General features: G+C 72.5%; 20 protein-coding genes. 12 read left to right on the top strand and 8 right to left on the bottom strand.

Annotated elements, in window-relative coordinates:
- Positions 1-14 precede the first annotated feature (14 nt).
- The gene (locus IC605_RS02860; RefSeq protein ID WP_216318596.1) at positions 15-293 is read left to right on the top strand and encodes an M-like protein; all 279 of its coding nucleotides are present in this window, start codon (positions 15-17) and stop codon (positions 291-293) included.
- Between the two features lie 53 nt (positions 294-346).
- Here the strand turns inward: IC605_RS02860 and mnmE are convergent, their stop codons facing one another.
- Positions 347-1,666, bottom strand: a complete 1,320-nt coding sequence (gene mnmE, locus IC605_RS02855; protein ID WP_216318593.1) for a tRNA uridine-5-carboxymethylaminomethyl(34) synthesis GTPase MnmE — start codon at positions 1,664-1,666, stop codon at positions 347-349.
- Positions 1,667-2,134: 468 nt separating this feature from the next.
- Complete coding sequence (locus IC605_RS02850; protein WP_216318590.1) at positions 2,135-2,779, bottom strand: DUF4258 domain-containing protein; 645 nt, start codon at positions 2,777-2,779, stop codon at positions 2,135-2,137.
- A gap of 292 nt (positions 2,780-3,071) precedes the next feature.
- Here IC605_RS02850 and IC605_RS02845 point away from each other — a divergent pair, with 292 nt between their 5' ends.
- Entirely contained in the window at positions 3,072-3,935 is an 864-nt protein-coding gene (locus IC605_RS02845; RefSeq protein WP_216318587.1) for a GNAT family N-acetyltransferase, read from the top strand.
- A 97-nt stretch (positions 3,936-4,032) separates the two neighbouring features.
- The gene (locus IC605_RS02840; protein WP_216318585.1) at positions 4,033-4,338 is read left to right on the top strand and encodes a hypothetical protein; all 306 of its coding nucleotides are present in this window, start codon (positions 4,033-4,035) and stop codon (positions 4,336-4,338) included.
- A gap of 64 nt (positions 4,339-4,402) precedes the next feature.
- On the opposite strand, the gene IC605_RS02835 is transcribed toward IC605_RS02840, so the two are convergent.
- Positions 4,403-5,032: a DUF305 domain-containing protein gene (locus IC605_RS02835; RefSeq protein WP_216318582.1), complete on the bottom strand. Its 630-nt coding sequence runs from the start codon at positions 5,030-5,032 to the stop codon at positions 4,403-4,405.
- Between the two features lie 367 nt (positions 5,033-5,399).
- Here IC605_RS02835 and trmFO point away from each other — a divergent pair, with 367 nt between their 5' ends.
- The 4 genes from trmFO (at position 5,400) to IC605_RS02815 (ending at position 10,953) form a co-directional block, all read left to right on the top strand.
- Positions 5,400-6,794, top strand: a complete 1,395-nt coding sequence (gene trmFO / locus IC605_RS02830; RefSeq protein ID WP_216318579.1) for a methylenetetrahydrofolate--tRNA-(uracil(54)-C(5))-methyltransferase (FADH(2)-oxidizing) TrmFO — start codon at positions 5,400-5,402, stop codon at positions 6,792-6,794.
- A 91-nt stretch (positions 6,795-6,885) separates the two neighbouring features.
- A complete protein-coding gene (locus IC605_RS02825) occupies positions 6,886-8,835 on the top strand; it encodes a protein kinase domain-containing protein (RefSeq protein ID WP_216318833.1) in 1,950 nt (649 codons plus the stop codon).
- A gap of 105 nt (positions 8,836-8,940) precedes the next feature.
- Positions 8,941-9,228, top strand: coding sequence for a twin-arginine translocase TatA/TatE family subunit (tatA, locus tag IC605_RS02820; RefSeq protein WP_216318576.1), 288 nt, complete (start codon positions 8,941-8,943; stop codon positions 9,226-9,228).
- A 225-nt stretch (positions 9,229-9,453) separates the two neighbouring features.
- Entirely contained in the window at positions 9,454-10,953 is a 1,500-nt protein-coding gene (locus tag IC605_RS02815; protein WP_216318572.1) for a YifB family Mg chelatase-like AAA ATPase, read from the top strand.
- Positions 10,954-11,119: 166 nt separating this feature from the next.
- Here the strand turns inward: IC605_RS02815 and IC605_RS02810 are convergent, their stop codons facing one another.
- Complete coding sequence (locus IC605_RS02810; RefSeq protein ID WP_216318570.1) at positions 11,120-11,365, bottom strand: hypothetical protein; 246 nt, start codon at positions 11,363-11,365, stop codon at positions 11,120-11,122.
- A 40-nt stretch (positions 11,366-11,405) separates the two neighbouring features.
- Positions 11,406-11,690, bottom strand: a complete 285-nt coding sequence (locus IC605_RS02805; protein WP_216318568.1) for a hypothetical protein — start codon at positions 11,688-11,690, stop codon at positions 11,406-11,408.
- Positions 11,691-11,828: 138 nt separating this feature from the next.
- On the opposite strand from IC605_RS02805, the gene IC605_RS02800 reads away from it, so the two are divergent.
- The 3 genes from IC605_RS02800 (at position 11,829) to IC605_RS02790 (ending at position 15,984) form a co-directional block, all read left to right on the top strand.
- A complete protein-coding gene (locus tag IC605_RS02800) occupies positions 11,829-12,923 on the top strand; it encodes a DUF4887 domain-containing protein (RefSeq protein ID WP_216318566.1) in 1,095 nt (364 codons plus the stop codon).
- A 7-nt stretch (positions 12,924-12,930) separates the two neighbouring features.
- Positions 12,931-14,061 (top strand): [LysW]-lysine hydrolase, encoded by a 1,131-nt coding sequence (locus IC605_RS02795; RefSeq protein ID WP_343216483.1) that lies wholly within the window; start codon positions 12,931-12,933, stop codon positions 14,059-14,061.
- 180 nt (positions 14,062-14,241) lie between these two features.
- Positions 14,242-15,984 carry an SLC13 family permease gene (locus IC605_RS02790; protein WP_216318564.1) on the top strand — a complete coding sequence of 581 codons (1,743 nt, stop codon included), beginning with the start codon at positions 14,242-14,244 and terminating at the stop codon, positions 15,982-15,984.
- Positions 15,985-16,064: 80 nt separating this feature from the next.
- Here the strand turns inward: IC605_RS02790 and IC605_RS02785 are convergent, their stop codons facing one another.
- Complete coding sequence (locus tag IC605_RS02785) at positions 16,065-16,214, bottom strand: hypothetical protein (protein WP_216318562.1); 150 nt, start codon at positions 16,212-16,214, stop codon at positions 16,065-16,067.
- Positions 16,215-16,253: 39 nt separating this feature from the next.
- A complete protein-coding gene (locus IC605_RS02780; RefSeq protein ID WP_216318560.1) occupies positions 16,254-17,561 on the bottom strand; it encodes an MFS transporter in 1,308 nt (435 codons plus the stop codon).
- Positions 17,562-18,019: 458 nt separating this feature from the next.
- Here IC605_RS02780 and IC605_RS02775 point away from each other — a divergent pair, with 458 nt between their 5' ends.
- The gene (locus tag IC605_RS02775) at positions 18,020-19,000 is read left to right on the top strand and encodes a C40 family peptidase (protein ID WP_216318558.1); all 981 of its coding nucleotides are present in this window, start codon (positions 18,020-18,022) and stop codon (positions 18,998-19,000) included.
- A 48-nt stretch (positions 19,001-19,048) separates the two neighbouring features.
- On the opposite strand, the gene IC605_RS02770 is transcribed toward IC605_RS02775, so the two are convergent.
- Positions 19,049-19,273: a transcriptional regulator gene (locus IC605_RS02770; protein ID WP_216318556.1), complete on the bottom strand. Its 225-nt coding sequence runs from the start codon at positions 19,271-19,273 to the stop codon at positions 19,049-19,051.
- Positions 19,274-19,548: 275 nt separating this feature from the next.
- Between IC605_RS02770 and murA the strand changes: the two genes are divergently transcribed.
- Positions 19,549-20,832 carry a UDP-N-acetylglucosamine 1-carboxyvinyltransferase gene (gene murA, locus IC605_RS02765; protein ID WP_216318827.1) on the top strand — a complete coding sequence of 428 codons (1,284 nt, stop codon included), beginning with the start codon at positions 19,549-19,551 and terminating at the stop codon, positions 20,830-20,832.
- The last annotated feature ends 95 nt before the right edge of the window (positions 20,833-20,927 follow it).

Raw genomic sequence — 20,927 nt, 5'->3', positions numbered from 1 at the left:
AGGAGGCAAGTCCCATGACCCAGAGCGACGACCAGCAGCTCCAGAACGCCCCCGCCGACCCGTCCGTGAAGACCGAAGACGAGGTCAGCAACGTGGACCTCCAGTTCATGGGCCGCACGGACGAGCGCCGCGACGCCCTCAAGGACGCCCGCGCCGAGGCCCGCATCGCCGACGAGTTCGAGGACCGGGGCCTCGACAAGCAGGACGTGGCCTCCAGCGGCAGCATGATCACCAGCGACCCCGCGAGCACCATGCCCGGCGACGAGACCTCGGAAGACACGAGTCAAGGCTGAGTCCCTCTGGAAGAGGGGGCCAGCGGAGTGAGTTCCCGCTGACCCCCTCCCCCCTACTTGCCCACGCAGAAGTTCCGGAATACGGCGTCCACCACGTCCTCGCCCACGTCGCGCCCGGTGAGGTCGGCCAGCGCCCGCAACGCCTCCTCCAGCTCGTACCCGGCCAGCTCGTCGGGGAGGAGGCGGGCCGCCCGGACATGCCCCAGCGCCCGCCGCGCCGCGTCCGCCTGCCGCTCGGTGGTGAGCCACGCCTCGCCCCGCGCCGCGTCCCCGATCAGCGCCGCGTGGATGGCGTCCCGCAACTCGGGCAGGCCCTGTCCGGTGACCGCACTCACGGCCAGCGTGCTGGGGTCGGTCCAGACGGCGGGGAGGTCGCTCTTCGTCCGCACGCGCAGCACCCGCGCGCCTTCCGGCAGACCGGCGGGCAGGGCCCCGCGCGGCAGGCTGCCGTCCTCCAGCGCGAGCACGAGGTCGGCGGCCCCGGCCAGGCTCACCGCCTGACGCACTCCGGCGGCCTCCACCACATCCGCCGTTTCACGGATGCCCGCCGTGTCCACCAGCGTGACGGGCACCCCGGCGAGGGAGAGCTGCGCCTCCAGGTAGTCGCGCGTGGTGCCCGGAATCGGCGTGACGATGGACCGCTCGTAGCCCAGCAGCGCGTTGAGGAGGCTGCTCTTGCCCGCGTTGGGAGGGCCGATCAGGGCCAGCCGCGCCCCCCGCGTGGCGACCTGCCCGGCCCGCGCCGTCCCCACCAATGCCTCCAGTTCCGCCTCCGCTGCCCGGAGGGGAGCGTCCCGGTCCTCCTCGGGCACCCCCTCCTCCGGGTAGTCGAGGAGGGCCTGGATCGCCGCCAGCGTGCGCGTGACGTGAGCGGCCACCCCCTCCACCCGCTGCCCGAGTGCTCCCGCGAGGCCGAGGGAGGCCTGCCGCCGCGCCGTGTCCGTCCCCGCGTTCACGAGGCCCAGCACCGCCTCCGCCTGCGCGAGGTCGAGCCTGCCCGCGAGGTACGCCCGCTGGGTGAACTCCCCGGGCCGGGCCGGACGCGCCCCGAGTTCGAGGACACGCGCCAGGACCCGCCCCAGCACCGCCGGGCTGCCGTGCGTCTGGAATTCCGCCACGTCCTCGCCCGTGTAGCTGCGCGGGGCGCGGAAGACGAGACACAGCCCCTCGTCGAGCACCTCGCCGTCGTCGGCCACGAGTTGCCCGAAGAGGAACTGCCCACCCCTCGTCGCGCTGGGCCTGCGCCGTCCCCAGAACACGCCGTCCGCAAGGGTCAGCGCCCCCGGCCCGCTCACCCGCACGATGCCCACGCCCGCGCTGCCGGGAGCGGTGGCGATGGCGGCGATGGTGTCGGATAAGCCGAGGCGCGTCACGGGGGGCAGGGTAGCAGGGGAGGGTGGGAGCATTCGGGCCAGAGTCCCAAAGTGCGTTCTTGTATAAGCTACTGAGGATGGATTTGGGCTACAGCTACGAGGGCTTGAGCGAACAGCAGAAACATACGTGTCGTGTATGTGGCTGGATCGAACCTTATATGCCTTATGGGGAAGATGGTTTTAGCTGGGGATTCGACTACTGTGACTGCTGTGGTGTGGAACACGGATACCAGGACATTGAACCGGAAAGCACTCGGCAGTACAGAGCCCAGTGGCTGTTGGCCGGTGCATCTTGGAACGACCCAAAGTCCACTCCTCCGCCCCGCAATTGGAGTGTCCATAAGCAGCTCGAAAATGTTCCTCCACCGTTCAGGTGAGTCGGTGTGTTGACGTGAAGAGGCGCCACCTCGCATCGAGGAAGGGCGCCTCTGAACTTTCCAACGTCCCTATCGTGTTTGCGAGCCGACGCTATCCCCCCTTCTTCCACTTCCCCTTGCTGCGGTTGCCCGGCTTGTTGCCCACTGGCGCCGTCCGCGTCCTGATTCTCTCGTCGTCGTAGCGCAGCATGACGGCGAGGCGGGCGCGGGAGATGAGGTGGTGCGGGTGCTTGGGCACGAAGGCCGTCACCACGTCGAGGTGCCCGCCCTGGCCGTGCTCGACGACGACGTGCAGGGGCAATGCCACCCCGTGCGACTCGAAGAAGCCGCACACCAGCCAGCGGCGGTCTTCCGGGTACACGGCGCGCACCCGCCCGGCGACGAGGACGTGCACGATGTCCTGTTCGAGAAAGCCCTCGGCGCGGGCGTGGCCGATAGCGTGGGGGCAGAGGTGGTAGTTGCCGTCGTACACGGCGTCACGCAGCCGGGCGTGGGCGCGGGTCAGCGTATGATCGGTGGTGTCGATGCCCGCGAGGTCGGCCTCACGCTGAGGCCCCACCGGCTTGGCGCGCAGGTGTTCGGGCTTCGCGGGCGGCGGCGTGGGCGCGCGGCGGGCCTCCTTCTCGGCGCGGGCGAGCTGCGCGCGCAGGGCGAGCAGGTCCGTGCCGGTCTTCGCCTGGCGGCGCGGGCTGGTGGGGCTGGACGCGGGTGCTCTGGGAGCAGATGCTTTCGTCACGGCGGGCCTCCCGTCTCGGCCACCTCCCCGTGGTTCTCTCCTGTTCAGGGGGCGGGTGTCCTTGCGGGAAGAGGCCGCCTCCTGAAAAGAAAAGACCCCTCAAACACGGCTTCGTGCTCAAAGGGAGGGAGGCAGCGTACCCTGTTCAGGGCATAGGGCAAATATAGCACGTCTCCTTAAGGGCGCGAGTGACGGGCCGGGCAGACGGGGGATGACGCGGGTCCATACGCTGACGGTGTTCGTTTCCGGTGGTGACCGCCCCGAAGCCGCGTTCTCCAGGAGGTGTCCTCCCATGATCCGCCCGATGCAAGCGACCGACGCCCCCGACGTGCTCGCCCTGCTGTCCTGGATGGACGACGCGCCCGAGCGCGAGGTGTTCGCTCCCGATGCCCGCGACGCCGCTGCCCTCCACGACGAGTGCGAGGACCGCGTTTGCCTGGTGGCCGAGGGGGTGGACGGCGCCGTGCAGGCCTACTGCGGGCTCGCTCCCTTCCGCGACGGGCTGGTGCTGGAGGGGCCGCTGGGCACCGGGGAGCTGCACACGCTTCTGCGGCGGGCGGTCGAGCGGGCCGACGGCCTGCCCGTCTACGCCTTCAGCGCCCGCGACAACCTCGCCGTGCGGGAGGCGCTGGAGGACGCGGGTTTCACGGCCATGCACGCCACCGACTTCTACACGGGCCGCGCCGAACACCTCGCCCGCGCGGCCCGCGTGCCCGCCGAGTACACCACCGAGACGGCCCTCTCCCCGCGGGAGTACCGCTCGCTGTTCCGCACCGCCGAGGACGGCTGGTCGGGGCGGCTCGACTGGACGGACGCCGAGTTGCGCTCGCACTTCGCGCGGGACGACGTGCGGCTCGTCGCGTTGAGGCAGGGCGGGCGGGCGGTGGGTTTTGCCGAACTCGAACTCAACGCCGAGGCCACCCGCGCCGACCTGACCTACGTGGCCGTCCACCCCGCCGACCGGGGGCAGGGGCTGGGGCGTGTCCTGCTGGGGCTCGCCGCCGCCGAGGCCGCCGCGCACCCCGAGGTCCGCACCCTGCGCGCCCGCGCCCACGACCACGCCCGCCCCGCCCGCGCCCTGTACGCCCGCGCGGGCCTGACCCACTGCCGCTCGGTGGTGACCTACCTGCGCGACGACACCGAGGGAGAACCGTAGGGAGGTGGTGGGCCGGGCGCTTGGGTGGGTGGCGCTGTGGCTCGTGGCAAGGTGGGCGGCACAATCCCTGCGCCGTCCCCGCGCTAGCCTCCCCGGCATGGGGAAACGTGACCGCCACGCCGTCCGCACCGCCTACGTCACGCTGCGCGACCTGCCCGGCTCGCGGGTGATGTTCTGGGTGGTGGACGAGTGCCCGTACTGCGGCGCGCGCCACTTCCACCCCGCCGGGAACCTCCGCACCGCCGACCCCAGCGAACGCCTCGGCGAGCAGCCCGCGATGTGCGACCCTGGCCGGACCTACGAGCTGCTGTTGCCCCCGCGCCCCCGCAAGAAAAGCGGCAAGCAGGAGCGCCGCAAGGAAAGGCGCGAGGGCAAGCGGGACGGGCTGGACGACGAGTATTAGGACCGGCGAAGGGAAGCGGGCGCAGAGGTGAAATCCTGCGCCCGCTCTCCTCTCGTGTCCGTTCTCAATGCTGGTGCCCGCCCATCTCCATGCCGTCCATCCCCCCGCCGTCGCCCGCCGGGGCCGGGAGAGGTTGCGCGCCCCGGTCGGCGAGAAGCTGGGTCATGAGCCTGATCTCGCCTCCCTGCGCCGCCTGAACCTGCCGGGCGAGGGCCTGCACCTCGGGCCGGACGCCGTTTTCCAGAGCGGGTTCGACCATCTCCAGGGCTCCCCGGTGGTGGCGAATCATCAGTTGCAGGAAGGTTTTTTCTGCCTGCGAGACGGGCTGGGTGTCGAGGCTGCCGAGTTCGGCGGGCGTCGCCATGCCCATCATCCGGGCGTGCTCCGCCGTCATGCCCTGGCCGCCCCAGGGCAGGCCCCACAGCGTCAGCCAGCCGCGCATCTGCCCAATCTGCTCCTGCTGGGAGAGCATGATGTCGAGGGCGAGCGCCCGGATCGTGCGGTCCTCGCTGCGGTCGCGGATGCGCGTCGCCATGTCCACCGCCTGCGAGTGGTGCTGGATCATCTCGCGCACGAAGCGGACCTCGGTGCTGCCCTCCCGCGGGGTGGCGAGCCGGGAGCCGAGCGTCAGCACGCCGACGAGCGCGAGGACGGCGAGCACGAGCAGGGCGAGGAGGCCGGAGCGGAGCTTCATGCGGCGAGTATAGGAAGGGGAGATGAGGCGCCGCGTCCCGGCCCGGTGTCTCCTGGCCCACGTTCAGGGCAACCGCAGAAGCCACTTCTGGATGGGCTCGCCCCGGTAAACCCCCTGTAAGCAGCTCTACGAGTCAGTCAGCTTCGCTCAAGGGGAGCCAGAGACAACATTCGCGCTATAGAGGGCAGGTTTTTGCCTCCCTTTCAGGGGAGGTGGCCCGGAGGGTCGGACTCGCAGAGCTGCACCGCAGACTGGTCCAGCTCCACAGAAGAGGGGTCAAACGAGGCTGAACAACCTTGGCGCTCACTCCGCCCCCACGTTCCACGCTCCACAATCCACCTCCCCCCGTCCTCTACACTGGCTTGTGATGAGCTTCCCGGAAATCACAGTCATCGGCGCGGGGCTGGCGGGGTCGCAGGCGGCGCTCGCAGCGGCCGGAACAGGAGTGCGGGTACGCCTCCATGAGATGCGCCCCGTCAAGATGACGCCCGCCCACCGTTCGGGGAACTTCGCGGAGCTGGTGTGCTCCAACTCCCTGGGCGGCGAGGGCGAGATGCAGGCCAAGGGGCTCCTCCAGGCCGAACTCCGCAGTGTGGGCGGCGAGATCGTCCTCTCGGCGGACGCCTCCCGCCTCCCCGCCGGGAATGCCCTCGCCGTCGAGCGCGAGGAGTTCAGCGCCCGCGTCACCCGCGCCGTCCGCGAACATCCCCTCATCGAGGTCGTGGAGGGCGAGGTCGAGCGGGTGCCGGAGGGCATCGCCGTGGTCGCCTCCGGGCCGCTGACCTCCGACGCGCTCGCTGCGGACCTCGCCCGAGTCACGGGGAGCGAGCGGCTGAGCTTCTACGACGCCGCCGCCCCTGTGATCGCCTTCGAGAGCATCGACATGCGCAGGGCATGGCGGGCCGGGCGCTACGACCAGAGCGCCGACTACATCAACTGCCCCTTCACCAAGGAGGAGTACCTGCGCTTCTTCGGGGCGCTGGAGCAGGCCCGCTCTCATACCCCCCACGACTGGGAGAAGCTCGAATTTTTCGAGGGCTGTATGCCCATCGAGGAGATCGCCCGCCGCGGCGTGGACACGCCCCGTTTCGGCCCGATGTCGCCCAAGGGCCTCGACGACCCCCGCACCGGGCGCTGGCCCTACGCCGTCGCCCAACTGCGCCAGGAGGACCGCGAGGGGCGGCTGTGGTCCCTCGTCGGCTTCCAGACCGGCCTGAAGTGGGGCGACCAGAAGGCGGTGGTGCAGCTCATTCCGGGCCTGGAGAACGCCGAGGTCGTCCGCTACGGGGTGATGCACCGCAACACGTACCTCAACGCGCCGGAGGTGCTGGACTCGACCCTGGGGCTCCGCGCCGACCCCACCAAGTTCGTCGCGGGCGTGCTGGCGGGCACCGAGGGGTATCTGGAATCGGCGGCGACGGGCTGGCTGGCGGGGTTGAACGCGGCGCGGCTCGCCCTGGGTCATTCACCCCTGACTCCTCCCGCCGAGTCCATGCTGGGCGGCCTGGTGCGCTACCTCGCCTCCGCCAACCCCAGGGGCTTCCAGCCCATGAACGTGAACTGGGCGCTCGTGCCCGAGATTCCCGTTCCCGAGGGACGCCGCAAGCTCGGCAAGCGCGAGAAACGCCCGGTGATGTTCCGCCGCGGCCTGGACGCCTTCATGGGCTGGGCGGGGGGGGAGGCCGCCTTGACCGTCACGCTGCCCCCGGTGTCCCAGCCCGCCCCCGAGGCGGAGGAGAAGGCCGCGCCCGTCTTGAGGTAGTGGGGGAGGTGGGGGTCACCGCAGGCCTCCTCCAGACGACCCGCCCCCGCTTTCCGGCCCCTTCCGGGGCGCGGCGCTAGACTCGTCCTTGATGGAGATCGGGGCGACCGTCACCGAGCGTTACGTGCTGCGCGCCCTGCTGGGGGAAGGCGGCAGCGCGAAGGTGTACCGCGCCCTGGACACCCACCTCGACCGCGAGGTGGCCGTCAAGGTCTTGCACCCCCACACCAACGACGCCGAGCGGGCGCGCTTCCTGCGGGAGGTGCGGACCCTCGCGCGGCTGACCCACCCCGGCGTGGTGCCCGTCCTCGACCTCGGCGAGATGCGGGAGCCGAGCGGGGCGGAGCGGGTTTTTTTCACCATGCCGCTCCTTTCGGGCGGGCCGATCACGGCGCTCGGGCCGCTGGAGGACGCGCCCGGACCGCTGGCGCACTTCCTGACCGCCGCCGCCTTCGCCTCGCGGGCGCTGGCCCACATCCACGGCCACGGGATCGTCCACCGCGACCTGACGCCCGGCAACGTGCTCCTCGACGACGCCCGGCTGCCGCGCATCATGGACTTCGGGCTGGTGGCCCTCAGCGACCACACCCGGCACCTCACCCGCTCGGGGGTGACGCTGGGCACGCCCGCCTACATGGCCCCCGAGCAGGCGCGCGGGGTGGGGGTCGGCCCCCGCAGCGACCTCTACGCCCTCGGCGCCGTGCTGTACCGGGTCGCCTGCGGCTCGCCGCCCTTCGTCGGCGACAGCGACCAAAGCGTGCTCTACCAGCACGTCTACGAGCCGCCGCCCGATCCGCGCGACCTCAACCCCGCCGTCCCCGATGCGGTGGCCCGCGTGCTGCTCGCCCTCCTCGCCAAGAGGCCGGAAGACCGCCCGGGGAGCGGCGAGGCGGTCACGCACCTGTGGGCCCTGGCCCGGCGGGACGTGTGGACCCGGCACGCGCGCGGGCAGTACCGGGGAGGCCGCGCCCGCACCGGCGAACACCCCGACGGCCCGGCCCGGGTGGAGGGACTGTGCGAGGCCTGGAGCGTGGCCCTGCCCGGCGAGGTGACCTGGCCCGCCGCCGTGGTGGGGGAGGGGGACCTCGTGGCGGTGGGGACGCGGGGGGGGCAGCTCGTCCTGACCCACGCCTCCGGGCGCCCCTACGCGACCTACGCGGCGCGCGACGAGGTGACGGCCCCGGCGACCTTCACGGGCGGGGCGGTGCTGTACGGCGGGTGGGACGGGACCCTGCGGCGGGTGCGGCTCTGGGACGGGGCGGAGGGCTGGCTCCACCAGGCGCGGGCCGAGTTCACCGGGGCACCGACCCTCTGGGGCGAGCGGGTCCTCGCCACCAGCCGCGACGGGCACCTCCACGCCCTGCACGCGCGAAGCGGCGAACTCGCCTGGGCCTACCGGGCGGCGGGGCCGGTGGCCGCCTCTCCCGTCGTGTGGGCGGGGGCGGCCCTCTTGTGCGACGAGAACGGCTGGCTGCACGCCCTCGACGCGCGGGAGGGCACGCCGCTGTGGAAGGTGGAGGTCGGCACGGTGCACGCCACGCCCGCCCTCGCGCCGACCGGACCGGGGTCAGCCACCCTGGTCATTCCCACCTGGCCCGGCGAGGTCCACGCCCTGAGCCTGAGTGCGGCCTCGGGGCGCGCGGCCCTCGTCCAGCCCGAGCCGACCCTCTGGACCTACGACGTGGAGGACGAAATCTGGGCCGCCCCGGCGGTGACCGGGGACCTCGCTGTCGTGGCCGGGTGGGGGGGTACGGTGCGGGCCCTGCGGCTTTCCGACGGCGAGGACGTGTGGACCTTCGCGCTGGAGGGCCGCGTGACCGCCAGCCCGGTGGTGAGTGCCGGGCTCGTCTTCCTCGCCTCCGAGGAGGGCGAACTCGTCGCGCTGGACGTGCGCAGCGGAAAGGTGCGCTGGCGCCACCAGGAGCGCGAGGGGGTGCAGGCCACGCCGCTCGCCGCCGGCGGGACGCTGTACGTGGCCTTTATGAACGGCACGCTGCGGGCCTACCGCGAAGGGCCGGAGGACAACGGCACCGGGACCTGAGGCGCCGCCGGGAAAAGGCCCCCTGACGTTTGTCTCAGGTCGCGGGGGTAGACTCCTGACAGGACGCCGCTTTCCACGCTCCGTCCACGTCACGGAGGACCCAAGATGCCCAATATCGGACCCGGTGAATTGCTCGTCATTCTCCTCATCGCGCTGCTCGTCTTCGGGCCGCGCAAATTGCCCGAACTCGGCAAGAGCCTCGGCGCGGGCATCCGCGAGTTCCGCCGGGGCACCCAGGGCCTCAAGGAAGAGCTGGAGGGCAGCTTCCGCGAGACGCCTGCCGCCCAGCCCGCCCCCGTGCGGACCGTGGTGGCGAGCGCCGCGCCCCAGCCCGTGCAGGCCGTCACCCCCCAGGCCGTGACGCCCGCTCCGAACAAGCCACAGGAGGGCTGACCTCCCGCTCGCCCCGCCGCCCCTGCCCACCGGGGGCGGTGTTCGCGTTGCGGTCTACCCCCATCATGGGGGGTCGAAAAGACGCTCCAGGGCGCGAGGTTGCCTGCTGAAGGGGGGCGCCCTTCGCTAGACTGCCCCCGTGAGCTTGGACGAGATGGCGACGACCCGGGGCGGCGGGGCCCGCAGGACGCGGCGTGTGGCGGGCCGGTTCCCGCGGGGGGGTTGATGCTCGCCCGCGCCCGCAGCGTCGCCTTGATCGGCGTGGACGCCGTGCCCGTCGAGGTCGAGGTGGACGTCAGCCCGGGCCTCCCCGCCTTCACCGTGGTCGGGCTTCCTGACCAGGCGGTCAGTGAGGCGCGCGAGCGGGTGCGGGCCGCCGTTCGCAATGCGGGCCTGCCCTTTCCGGCGGCGCGCATCACGGTCAATCTGGCGCCCGCCGACCTGCGGAAGGAGGGGCCGCTGTACGACCTGCCCATCGCGCTCGGGCTGCTCGCCGCGCAGGAACTGTTGCCCGCCTCCGCGCTCGCGGGCGTGGTGAGCGCCGGGGAACTCGCCCTCGACGGGTCGCTGCGGTCCATCGCCGGGGCGGTGAACCTCGCCCTGCTCGCCGCGCAGGAACACCTGCCCGCCCTGCTGCCCGCGGGCAACGCCTCCGAGGCGGCCCTGATCGACGGGGTGCAGGTATACGGGGCGCGGACCCTGGAGGACGCGGTGCGGCACCTCACCGGCCAGACCCTCCTCACCGAGGCCCCCCCGCCCGAGCCCGCGGCGGGGGCGGACGCCCTCCTCGACCTCGCCGACCTCAAAGGGCAGACGGCGGCGAAGCGCGCGCTGGAGATCGCCGTCGCGGGCGGGCACAACCTGCTCCTCGTGGGCTCGCCGGGAAGCGGCAAGACCATGCTCGCCCGCCGCGCTCCCGGCCTTACCCCGCCCCTCACGCGTGCCGAGGCGCTGGAGGTTACCCGCATCCACTCCGCCGCCGGGCTCCTCGCCGCCCGGGGAGGGCTCGTCGGTCAGGCGCCCTACCGCTCCCCCCACCACACCGTCTCCGATGCCGGGCTGATCGGGGGCGGGGGGGTGCCCAAGCCCGGCGAGGTCTCTCTCGCGCATAGAGGCGTCCTCTTCCTCGACGAATTCCCCGAATTCTCCCGCAAGGCGCTCGAAACGCTCCGCCAGCCCCTCGAAGACGGGCACGTCACGATCAGCCGCGCCCGCGCCACCGTGAGCTATCCCGCCCGCTTCCAACTGATCGCGGCCATGAACCCGTGCCCCTGCGGCCATCACGGTGACCCCGAGAAGGCCTGCAAGTGCACGCCGGTCGAGCGCACCCGCTATGCCGGGCGCCTCAGCGGGCCGCTTCTCGACCGCATCGACCTCACGGTGAAGGTGCCGCGCCTGACGGTGGACGAGCTGAGCCGCGCCCCGGAGACGGAGAACAGCGCTCAGGTTCGCGCCCGGGTGGCCCGCGCCCGCGAGGCGATGCTCGCCCGGCAGGGGGGCCGCAACAGCGACCTCGGCGGGCAGGCCCTGCGGCGTCACGCGGCGTTGCGCCCCGGTCCCGACGCCTTCCTGCGCGCCGCCGCCCGGCAGCTCAACCTGACCGGGCGGGGCTTTGACCGGGTTGTGCGCGTCGCCCGGACCGTGGCCGACCTCGCGGGCAGCGCCGACATCAGCGAGGCGCACCTCGCCGAGGCCGTCACGTACCGGCCGCGTGAGCTGGCCTGAAGCGCTCCGCCGCCCGGCCCCTTCCCAGGTGCGGCCGCTATGGGCACGAGAAGTTCGTCGACGGCCTGTGCAGCGCCCTCGCCAGGTAGGACCCGAGCCAGGACGAGACCGGGGCCGACCCGATCAGACGCGACGGGTCGGCCCCGGCATGGGTGCGGGTGTCGAACTAGGGGATCCCCCCGCCGGTGTCACGTTCATCGGGGAGGGTGCCGTCCGGGGTGATGTCGGGGTCGAGGACGGCGGGCACGGCGGTGGTGTTCGCGTTGGCGATGGCGGGCAGGGCGATCTGGTCGTTGTCCCAGAGTTCGCCGGTCGTCGGTGGGGGGTTTTCCAGATTGCCCCCCTCCTGCTCGACCTCCTCGACGCTGCGGCCCAGGGGCGTGTCGCCGTACCGGTTCTCACTGTCGGTCATGGCCTCTCCTCCCTCATCGCGCCGGGCACGGCGCCTGGCGTCAAGCCGTGCCCTCGCTGCTGTCGCGGTTCTCGCGGGCCGTGCCGTCGTCGGCCCCACCCGTATTCGCGTCCGTGACCCGGTCCACGTCCAAGACGCCGGGGATGACGGCGCTGCCCGCCGGACCGCTCAGCACGGGAGCCGCCGGGACTCCGGCGAGCATGTCGTCGTCGCGGACCTGTTCGCCGGGAACGGGGGAATTCATCCGGTTGCCCGCGTCCCCCTCGACTTCCTCGACACTGCGGCCCAGGGGGGCGTCACCGTAGCGGTTGTCGTCGTTCGTCATGGTCCAGTGTGTGGGGGTGGGCTGGCCGGGCGCGTGAGTCGCGGCTTGCGGACGCCTTTATGCCGGGCCCCGAGGAGGTGGGTGCGGGCGCGGCGGCTCACCCGCTATGCTGCCTCCCAAGGTGAGGAGAGCTGAGCCATGAATGACCGCGTACAGTCGGCCCTGAAGGTGCTGGGCATCGGCGTGCCGCCCGTCGCGACGCTGGAACGCGAGGGCGCGTTTTTCGCCCTGCTGGAAGACACGTTGATCTACCAGGACGCGGGCGGCACCCGCCGGGTCACCCTGCGCGACCTGACCCGCATCCACAGCGACGAGGAAGGCCTCCTGAGGGTCGAGACCCCCGCCGGAACGGCCCTCACCGCCAGCCTGCTCGGCTACGACCCCGCCCGCGTCCAGGCCTTTTTCTCCCGGGTGCGCGACGCCACCGCCCGCGCCAAACACCTGCCGACCACGCCCCTGCCGGGTCCGAGCGGGCAGAAGACCTTCGGTCCCTCGTCCGCGCCCTCCACACCGCCCCAGGGTCAGGCCCCCACCCCCGTCACCCCTCCCCGCGAGCAGGCCCCCCCCAGGGCCAGCCCGGACGCCGGGAAGGGGCCGGAGCCCGGGAAAGACCCCGGGCGGGGCGACCCGGCCCCCCCCCGCGAGCGTTCCGCGCCGCCCGCCGTCCCCCGCGCGACCCAGTGGAAACCGCCCGGCCACAACGACCTCGGCGGCGAGACGGTGCGCGTGATCGGCCCGTCCACCCAGGTGCCGCCCGCGCCCTCCCCCTCCCCGGCCCCGCCCGAGGGGACTCCGACGCAGGCCCCGACGACCTCCTCCCCCATCGTCGTGACGCCCACCCCGCCGGGCGCAGCTTCCGTCACGGGGCTGCCGGAGGTCACGCCGTCCGCCCCGTCTCCGGCGGTGACCCGCACCCGACGGGCCCCGGCGCGCGGTGGGCCCGGTGGTCTGGACGCGCGGGCGGAGGCCGTGCAGGGCTGGGTGGGGCGGCTGCGCCTCCTCGCGGCGGTGCTGGGGCTCGCGGCCCTGGGGCTGGCCGTCTTCCAGTTCGCCGAGGGGCCGCGCCTCTCGGGCCTGTGGACCCTGATTGTCGGGGGGGTGGGGGCCCTGGCCCTGCTCGCCTTCGCGGAGGTCACCGATCTCGTCGTGGCCCTCGCCCGGGCGGTGGCGGGCGAGCGGGGCGCCGGGGTGGCGGACGCGGGCGAGGCTGCCCCGGCCGACGGGTCCCCGTGAGGCCCCGGTGACCCGGCCGCCCGACCCGTTGACCGGCCCGCTGGCTGGGGCCCGCGCCCTCGTCGCCGGGGCCGTCGCCATCCCCTCCCTCTCCGGGGAGGAGGCGGGGGTCGCGGCCTACCTGAGGGCCTGGATGGCCGCGCGCGGCTTCGAGGCCCACGTGGACGGGGCGGGCAACGCCGTGGGCGAGCGGGGCTGGGGGCCCCTCACCGTCATGCTGCTCGGGCATATCGACACGGTGCCGGGGGACATCCCGGTGCGGGTGGAGGAGGACACCCTCCACGGGCGCGGCAGCGTGGACGCCAAGGGGAGCTTGTGCGCCTTTGTGGCGGCGGTGGCCGCCCTGCCGGAAGAAGCCCTCGCCGGGGCCCGCTTCGTGTGCGTCGGCGCGACCGAGGAGGAGGCGCCGAGCAGCCGGGGCGCCCGCCACGTCCTGGGCCGCTACCGCCCCGACCTCGTACTGATCGGCGAGCCGAGCGGCTGGACGGGCCTGACGCTGGGGTACAAGGGGCGGCTGGTGGTCCGCGTGCGGGTGCGCAAGGCCAACTTCCACACGGCGGGCGAGGGCACGAGCGCCGCCGACGACCTCGCCGAGGGCTGGTTCCGGGTGCGGGCCTGGGCCGCCGGGGAGGGGGGAGAGGGGGTCTTCGACACGGTGCAGGCCACCCTTCAGGACCTCTGGACGCGCACCGACGGGCTGGCCCAGCTCGCGGGGGGCACCTTCGGCCTGCGCCTGCCGCCCCGGCTCTCCCCCGAGGCCGCCGAGGAGGCCGTTCGCGGGGTGCTGGCGGACCTGCCCGACCCGGCGGGGGTGGAGGTCACCTGCACCGGGCACGAACGCGCCGTGCGTCACCCCCGGGACAACGCGCTGACCCGCGCGCTGCGGGTCGCCATCCGCGCGCAGGGCGGAACGCCCGTCTTCAAGGTCAAGACCGGCACGAGCGACATGAACGTGGTGGCGCGCGAGTGGCCGGTCCCCACCGTGGCCTACGGCCCGGGGGACAGCGCCCTCGACCACACCCCGCACGAGCACCTCGACCTGCGGGAGTACGACCGGGCGGTCGCGGTGCTGACCCAGGCGCTGACCCGGCTCGCGGCGGGAGGGGCCTCGCCCACCGCCGCCCCGGCTGCGCCCTGAGGGGCGTGCTTTAAGGGACGCGCGGGCCGTTCACATGCAGGGGCCTCCCGCCCCACGGCAGAGTCCGGTGGGGGGAGGGGAGGGCAGGCCCTGCGGCTTTTTCTCCGGCTCCTTCCCAAGGCGCCCGGCGGGCTCTCCTCGCCGGGCGTGACCGGCCCTCCAGCCGCCCCCCGGAGACCCATGGACCCCGTGACCATCCTGCTCATCCTCTTCGCCGCCGCGCTCGTGCTGTTTGCCACCGAGTGGCTGCCCGTGGACGTGACGGCCCTGCTGCTGCTCGGCTCGCTGCTCGTCCTCGGGCTACTGACGCCCCGGGAGGCGTTCGCGGGCTTCGGCAGCGACACCGTGATCACCCTCGCGGGACTTTTCACCCTGACGCGGGTGCTCCTGCGCGCCGGGGTCATCGAGTGGGTGGGGGTGACCCTCAGCCGCCGCGCCCGGAACGCGGGCGGGATGATCCGGGGGATGCTGGGCGCGGTGGCGGGCGTGAGCGCGTTCACGAGCAACACCGCCACGACCGCCGTCTTCCTGCCGGTGATGACGGGGCTCGCCCGCCGGGCGGGGGTCGCGCCGAGCCGGGTGCTGATGCCCCTGGCCTTCGCCAGCATCCTGGGGGGCACGGTCACCGTGATCGGCACGAGCACCAACCTCGTCGTCTCGGGGGCGCTTCCCGCCACGGGGCTCAGGCCGCTGGGTTTTTTCGAGCTCGCGTGGGTCGGCGTGCCCGTCGCCCTCTTCGGGCTGCTGTACCTCTTTTTCGTGGCGCCGCGGCTGCTTCCCGCCCAGGAGGCCGAGCTCGAAGAGTCCCTGCGCGCCTACCTCGCCGACCTGACGGTGGCGCCCGGCAGCCTCCTCACCGGGCAGACCCTGCGAGAGACGGGCCTGGGCCGTGACCACGGCCTGACCGTCGTGGCCGTGCGCCGCGGGGGCGAGACCCACTACGCGCCCGGCCCCGACTTCCGCATCGAGGAGGGCGACACCCTCGCCGTGGAGGGCCCGCCCCACCGCATCCTGAGCGGCAAGGGGACCCTGGGGGTGTTCAGCAAGAGCGAGCAACGCCTTCAGGTCGAGGGGGCCGTGCCCGTGCGGCTCGTGGAAGCGGTCGTGATGCCCGGCAGTCCCCTCACCGGGCGCACCCTGCGCGAGTCGCGCTTCCGGGAGCGCTACGGCCTGTCCGTGCTCGCCCTGCACCGCCGCGCCCGCACCATCGAACGCCTCGCCCGGGTGCGCGTGGGGGTCGGGGACGTGCTGATGATCCAGGGCCCCGCCGAACGGGTGGCGGCGCTCGGCGACCACCTCACGGTTCTCGGCGACCTGACCGAGGCGCAGCGTGACCCCCGCAAGGCCCCGCTCGCCCTGCTGCTCTTCGGCGGGGCCGTCGTCGGGGGCGGCCTGGGCCTGCTGCCGCTGAGCGTGGCGGTCCTGCTCGCGGTGGCCCTCGCCTTCGCGCTGCGGCTCGTGACCCCCGAGGAGGCGTACCGGGCCATCGAGTGGCCCGTCCTCGTCCTCGTCGCCTGCATGCTCGCCTTCGGCACCGCCTTCGAGGACACCGGGGCCGCGCGGGTGCTGACGGGCGCGATCTCCGGCGTCCTCGAACCCCTGGGTCCCTACGGCCTGCTCGCCGCCCTCTTCGGGGTGACGGTCGCCCTCACCCAGCCCATGAGCAACCAGGCCGCCGCCCTCGTGATGCTCCCCCTCGCCATCGGCACGGCGCAGGCCCTGGGCTACGACCCGCGCCCCTTTGTCATCGGCATCACCGTCGCCGCGAGCAACTCCTTCATCACCCCCCTCGAACCCTCCTGCATGCTCGTCTACGGCCCCGGCCGCTACCGCTTCATCGACTTCGTGCGCGTCGGCCTGGGCCTGACGGCCGTGAGCTTCGTGGTGGCGATGCTGGTAATTCCGCGGGTGTGGCCGTTTTGAGGGGAGCTTTCAGCTCTCAGCGGTCAGCCCTCAGCGAAACCCTCCCGTCCTGCTGAGGGCTGACCGCTAACGGCTGAAAGCTAGATAAACAGCGGCGCGTCCGGGTCGTCCGGCAGGGGGCGGTCCTTGCGGGCGAGCAGGGCGGCGGTCGTGCCGATGCCGATGGCGGCACCCACGGCGATGATCACCAGCGCCCAGGTCAGCACCAGTTGGTGGCGGTCCACACTCATGCGCGCAGCATAACAGCCGGGCCTCGCCCGGGCCCGCGCTCAGTCGGCGGGAAGACCGGGGGTGCTCGCGGCGGGGGCAGACGGCGTGACGCGCCGGGGCAGCCGCGTCCACAAGACGAGCAGCGCCACCGCGCCCAGGGCGGCGAGGGTCACCAGCCCCCAGCGGGGACCCAGCGGGCCCTCGCGGCCGATCAGGGTGCTGGCGAGCAGGGCGCCGGGCGGGCCCATCCCCACCAGGACAAAGGAATACAGGCTCATCACCCGGCCGCGCAGGTGGTCGGGAATGGTGAGCTGCACGGTGCTGTTCGCGCTGACGAGCAAGGAGAGCATCCCGAAGCCGCAGACCGCGAGGACGGGCGTGGCGAGGGCAGGCCCCGGCGTGAAGGCGAGGGCCGCCGCCGCCGCGAGCAGGATCACGGCGCCGACCCGCAGGTTGCGCGCCGGGTTGGGCTTGCTCGCCTGCCACAGCGCCCCCGCCATCGCCCCCACCCCGAACGCGGCGCTGAGGGTCCCGAAGGCCGCCTCCCGCGCCCCGAAGACCACCCGCGCGTAGTAGGGGATGATCACGTTGAAGTTGATGACGGTGAGGCTCAGCAGCCCCACGAGCAGCATCACGTTCCGCACGGCGGGGGTGGCCCGGACATACCGCAGCCCCTCGCGCACGTCCTCGGCCACGCTGCCGTGCCCGCCGAACTCGCGGTCGGGGAAGGGCAGGGTGGCGAGGACGAACAGCACCGCGAAAAAGGACCCCACGTTGAGGTAGAAGGGCAGAGCCAGCCGCGAGAGCCGCTCGGGGTCGCCGCCCGCGAGCAGGGTCACCCCCAGCGCGGCGACCACCCCGAAGAGGGCCTGCCCCACCGTGCGCGAGACGTTGAACGACAGGCTGTTCAGGGCCACCGCGTTCGGCACGTCGCCCCGGGGCACGAAGTCCACCACCATGCTCTGCCGGGCGGGCATGTCGAAGGCGTTCGCCGTGCCGCTCACGAAGGCGAGCAGCATCACCAGCCCCAGCGAGACGACGCCGAGGTGGGTCGTGACCGCCAGCGCCGTTGCCGTCGAGAGCAGCACGAGCTGGGTGACGATCAAGACCCGCCGCCTCGGCACCCGGTCGATCACCGCCCCCGCGAAGAGCGACAGAAGCAGGCTAGGCAGGAACTGGGCAACCGTCACGTACCCCAGCGCCGCGCTGCTGCCCCCCGAGAGTTCGAGCACGAGGTACTGCTGCGCGGTCGCCTGCATCCACGACCCCACCAGCGAGAGCAGTTGCGAGAACCAGTAGCGGCGGTAATGGGAGTGACGCAGCGCGCGGAACGTCCGGTCACGCCACGCGGAGACACGCGCGAACACCCGTCAAGAATAGGGGGGGCAGGCCCGCCGAGTCGGGGCCATTCCCCCCATGATGAAAACGCCAACGGGGGATGAGAGGTTTGATGACCCCTCCCTAAAGGGCATTCAGGCGGAAAGGCGAAAGAGGGGCGTGCGGAGCTTCTCTCAGGCTCGCTTCCCCGTGAAGAAGCCCTCTTCCTTCGTAAGGGAGGTCACGCGGGGGAGAGGGGACGGGTCCACTGCCCTCCGGCAGGAGAGTTCGGCAAGGGGGGCAGGGGAAAGCGCCGGGCCCTCCCTGCACGAAAAGTCGAAAACCCCACAGCGACGCCCTCGGCAGGGGTTGGCAGGGCGAGGACGGGCATGTTACGGTGCCGATGTTTCAATTCCTTTGGGGCACCTCTCATGCGGAGCGTTCCCCCTCCGGATGCCGTGCCGACTGGCGCCGCATGACTGTCCTTCGCGCCCTGCGAGCCCACTGCATGACGTTCTTTTCCCGGTTCCTGTTGCCGCTGGCCCTCCTGACCCTCGCCTCCGCCGCGGGGGCCTCGCTCACGAGCGCGGGGCCCGGACCGCTGCCGCCCGCCGCCTCCGTTCCGGAGGAAGTGCCGCTCACCGTGACCGTGCAGCCGGGGGACACGGCCTTCCGGCTGGCCCGCGCCCACGGCCTGAGCGTTGAGGCGCTCCTCGCCCTGAACGGTCTGACCGGCCCCGAGCTGCGGGTGGGACAGGTGCTGCGCGTGCGGGAGGTCCCGCCATACACCGTGCAGCCGGGAGAGACGCTGTATTCCCTCGCCCGCCGCTTCGGCGTGAGCGTGGACGCCCTGCTCGCGGCGAACACCCTCCCCGAAGGCAGCGTGCTGCGGGCCGGTCAGGTGCTGCTCGTGCCCGCGCCGAACCCTGTCGCGCCGGTCGTCGCGGTGGTGCCGACGCCCGTGCCCGCCTCTGCTCTCCCGGTCACGGTCGTCCCCGTGGCCCCGGCACCCGACGCGCCCGCCCCCGAGCCGCTTCCCGGAGCCGCCGTGACGCCGCCCCTTCCCGGGACCGCCTCCCCGGGTTTTGCCCTGCCGAGTGAATGGCGCGGCGCGGCCCTGGCGCTCCTGGGGGTGCCCTACGTTTACGGGGGCGCATCCCCCGCCGGGCTCGATTGCAGCGGGCTGGTGCTTCAGGTCTTCGCGCCGCTCGGGCTGAATCTGCCCCGCCGCAGCGCCGACCAGGCGCAGGTCGGGCAGCCCGTCGCGCCCGGGGAACTGCAACCCGGTGATCTCGTCTTCTTCGACACCGAGGGGGGAGGCGCCGTGACCCACGTCGGCATCTATCTCGGTGACGACGAGTTCGTGAACGCCAACTCGTACCGGGGTCAGGTCGTCGTGGACCACCTGCTCTCCGACCGCTACTGGGCCCCGCGCCTGCTCGGCGCCCGGCGCGTGTTGCCCCCGGCCACGTACGCCTCGGGTCGCTAGCGCAGGGTCCTCAGTCCCGGGAGCGGGGCGGCGTGCCTGCGGCCCCGCCTACCCTTCCTCGTCCCCGGGGTCGTCGTCGAGGAGGGCGCGGTACTCGTCGAGGTGTTCGCCCTCGCCGAGTTCGCGGGCGATCTTCTCGATGGCGAGGCGGACGACCTCGCTCTTGCTGATCAGTCGCTCGGGGCTCGACAGCTCATACGCCGTGCGGGTGAGCAGGGCGTCTTGCTCCTCGCTGATCACCACCTGCAAGCGTTTGCGTTCCTTTTTGGGCATCCCCTCTCCCTCTGGCGCCCTCTGGTGGCGGCTTGGTCTCCCGGGCAGCGTAGCACGCAGCATGAGTACCCTCAACATAGGCCTCATCGCACTCGGATGAGTACGTGTCCCCCGTTCCTCACCCGCGCCACATCGCCGGGGCGTGGGGCAGACGTATGGTTCTGCGTAGACGTACCGTGAGCAACATGTGTAAGATGCACTCTGCCCAGGCGGAGTGCGCCCGGGTTCACGCCATGCTCGACCCTCCCGCGCCGCGCGCGACTGAAAGGACCGCCATGCACCTGACCCCGCTGCACATTCAAGGAGGCCGGACCCTTTCCGGCGACGTCGCCATTCAGCCCAGCAAGAACGCGGCGCTGCCGATCATCGTGGCGAGCCTCCTGAGCAGCGAACCCGTCACCCTGCACGGCATTCCCCGCCTCAGCGACGTGTACACCATCCTCGACCTCGCGCACCATATTGGCGCCCGGCACGCCTGGGTGGGGCCGCACAGCCTGACCCTGCACACGCCCGAGATCGTCAGCACCGTCGCGCCCTACGGCCTCGTCTCCAAGATGCGCGCGAGCTTCATCATCCTGGGCGCGATTCTGGCGCGGGCCGGGGAGGCGACCGTGAGTATGCCGGGGGGCTGCGCGTGGGGACCGCGCCCGGTCGATCAGCATGTCAAGGCGCTGCGGGCCCTGGGCGCCGAGATCAGCGAGGATGGGGGCAATTTCGCGGCGGTGCGGCGCGGCAGCCTCAGCGGCACCTTCTTATTCGAGCTGCTGACCGTGGGCGGCACGCACAACGCCATCCTGGCCTCGGTCCTGGGCGACGGCGTGGTGACCCTGGAAAACGCCAGCATCGACACCGATGTGGTGGACCTGATCAATTTCCTGAACAGCCTTGGCGCGCGGATCGAGGGGGCGGGCACGAACACGCTGACCATCCACGGCGTTCCGGCGTTGCGCGGCGGCGAGTACACGGTGATTCCCGACCGCATCGAGGCGGGCACCTTCATGATCGCCGCCGCCGCCACCCGCAGCCGCCTGACGCTGACGAATGTGCGCCCCGACCACCTGCGCGCGGTCAGCGCCAAGCTCGCCGAGATGGGCGTGGACATCCTCGAAGGCCAGGACCGCCTGATCGTGGACGCCCGTGACCGCGAATTGCGGCCCGTCAACATCACCACCCAGAGCTTCCCCGGTTTCCCCACCGACGTGCAGCCGCAGATGAGTGCCCTGCTCGCCACCGTCCCCGGCACGAGCGTGGTGCAGGACCCGGTGTACCCCGACCGCCTGACCCACGTGGCCGAGCTGCACCGCATGGGCGCGAACATCACCGTCAGCGGCTACACGCAGGTCATCCAGGGAGGCAAGCTGCACGCCGCGCCCGTCAAGGCCGCCGACCTGCGCGCCGGGGCCGCCCTCTTCATCGCCGCGCTCACCACTGAGGGCGAGACGGTGATCGACGGGGTGCAGTACCTCAACCGGGGCTACGAGCGGCTGGCCGAGCGGCTGCGCTCCATCGGCGCGAACGCCTGGCAACCCCAGCCCGTGCTGGCGAACGCGATGGACTGAGGGAAGGGATGAGGGGACGCGCCCGCTTCCGGGGGATGGAGGTGGGCGCGTTCTGTTGAGGGGCGGGTCAGGCTGGCTTGAGTTGAAATTTCGTC

The organism is Deinococcus aestuarii, from assembly GCF_018863415.1.
Taxonomy (GTDB): Bacteria; Deinococcota; Deinococci; order Deinococcales; family Deinococcaceae; genus Deinococcus; species Deinococcus aestuarii.
Note: the sequence above shows the minus strand (reverse complement) of the source record. Positions and strands in the feature narration are given on the sequence as shown.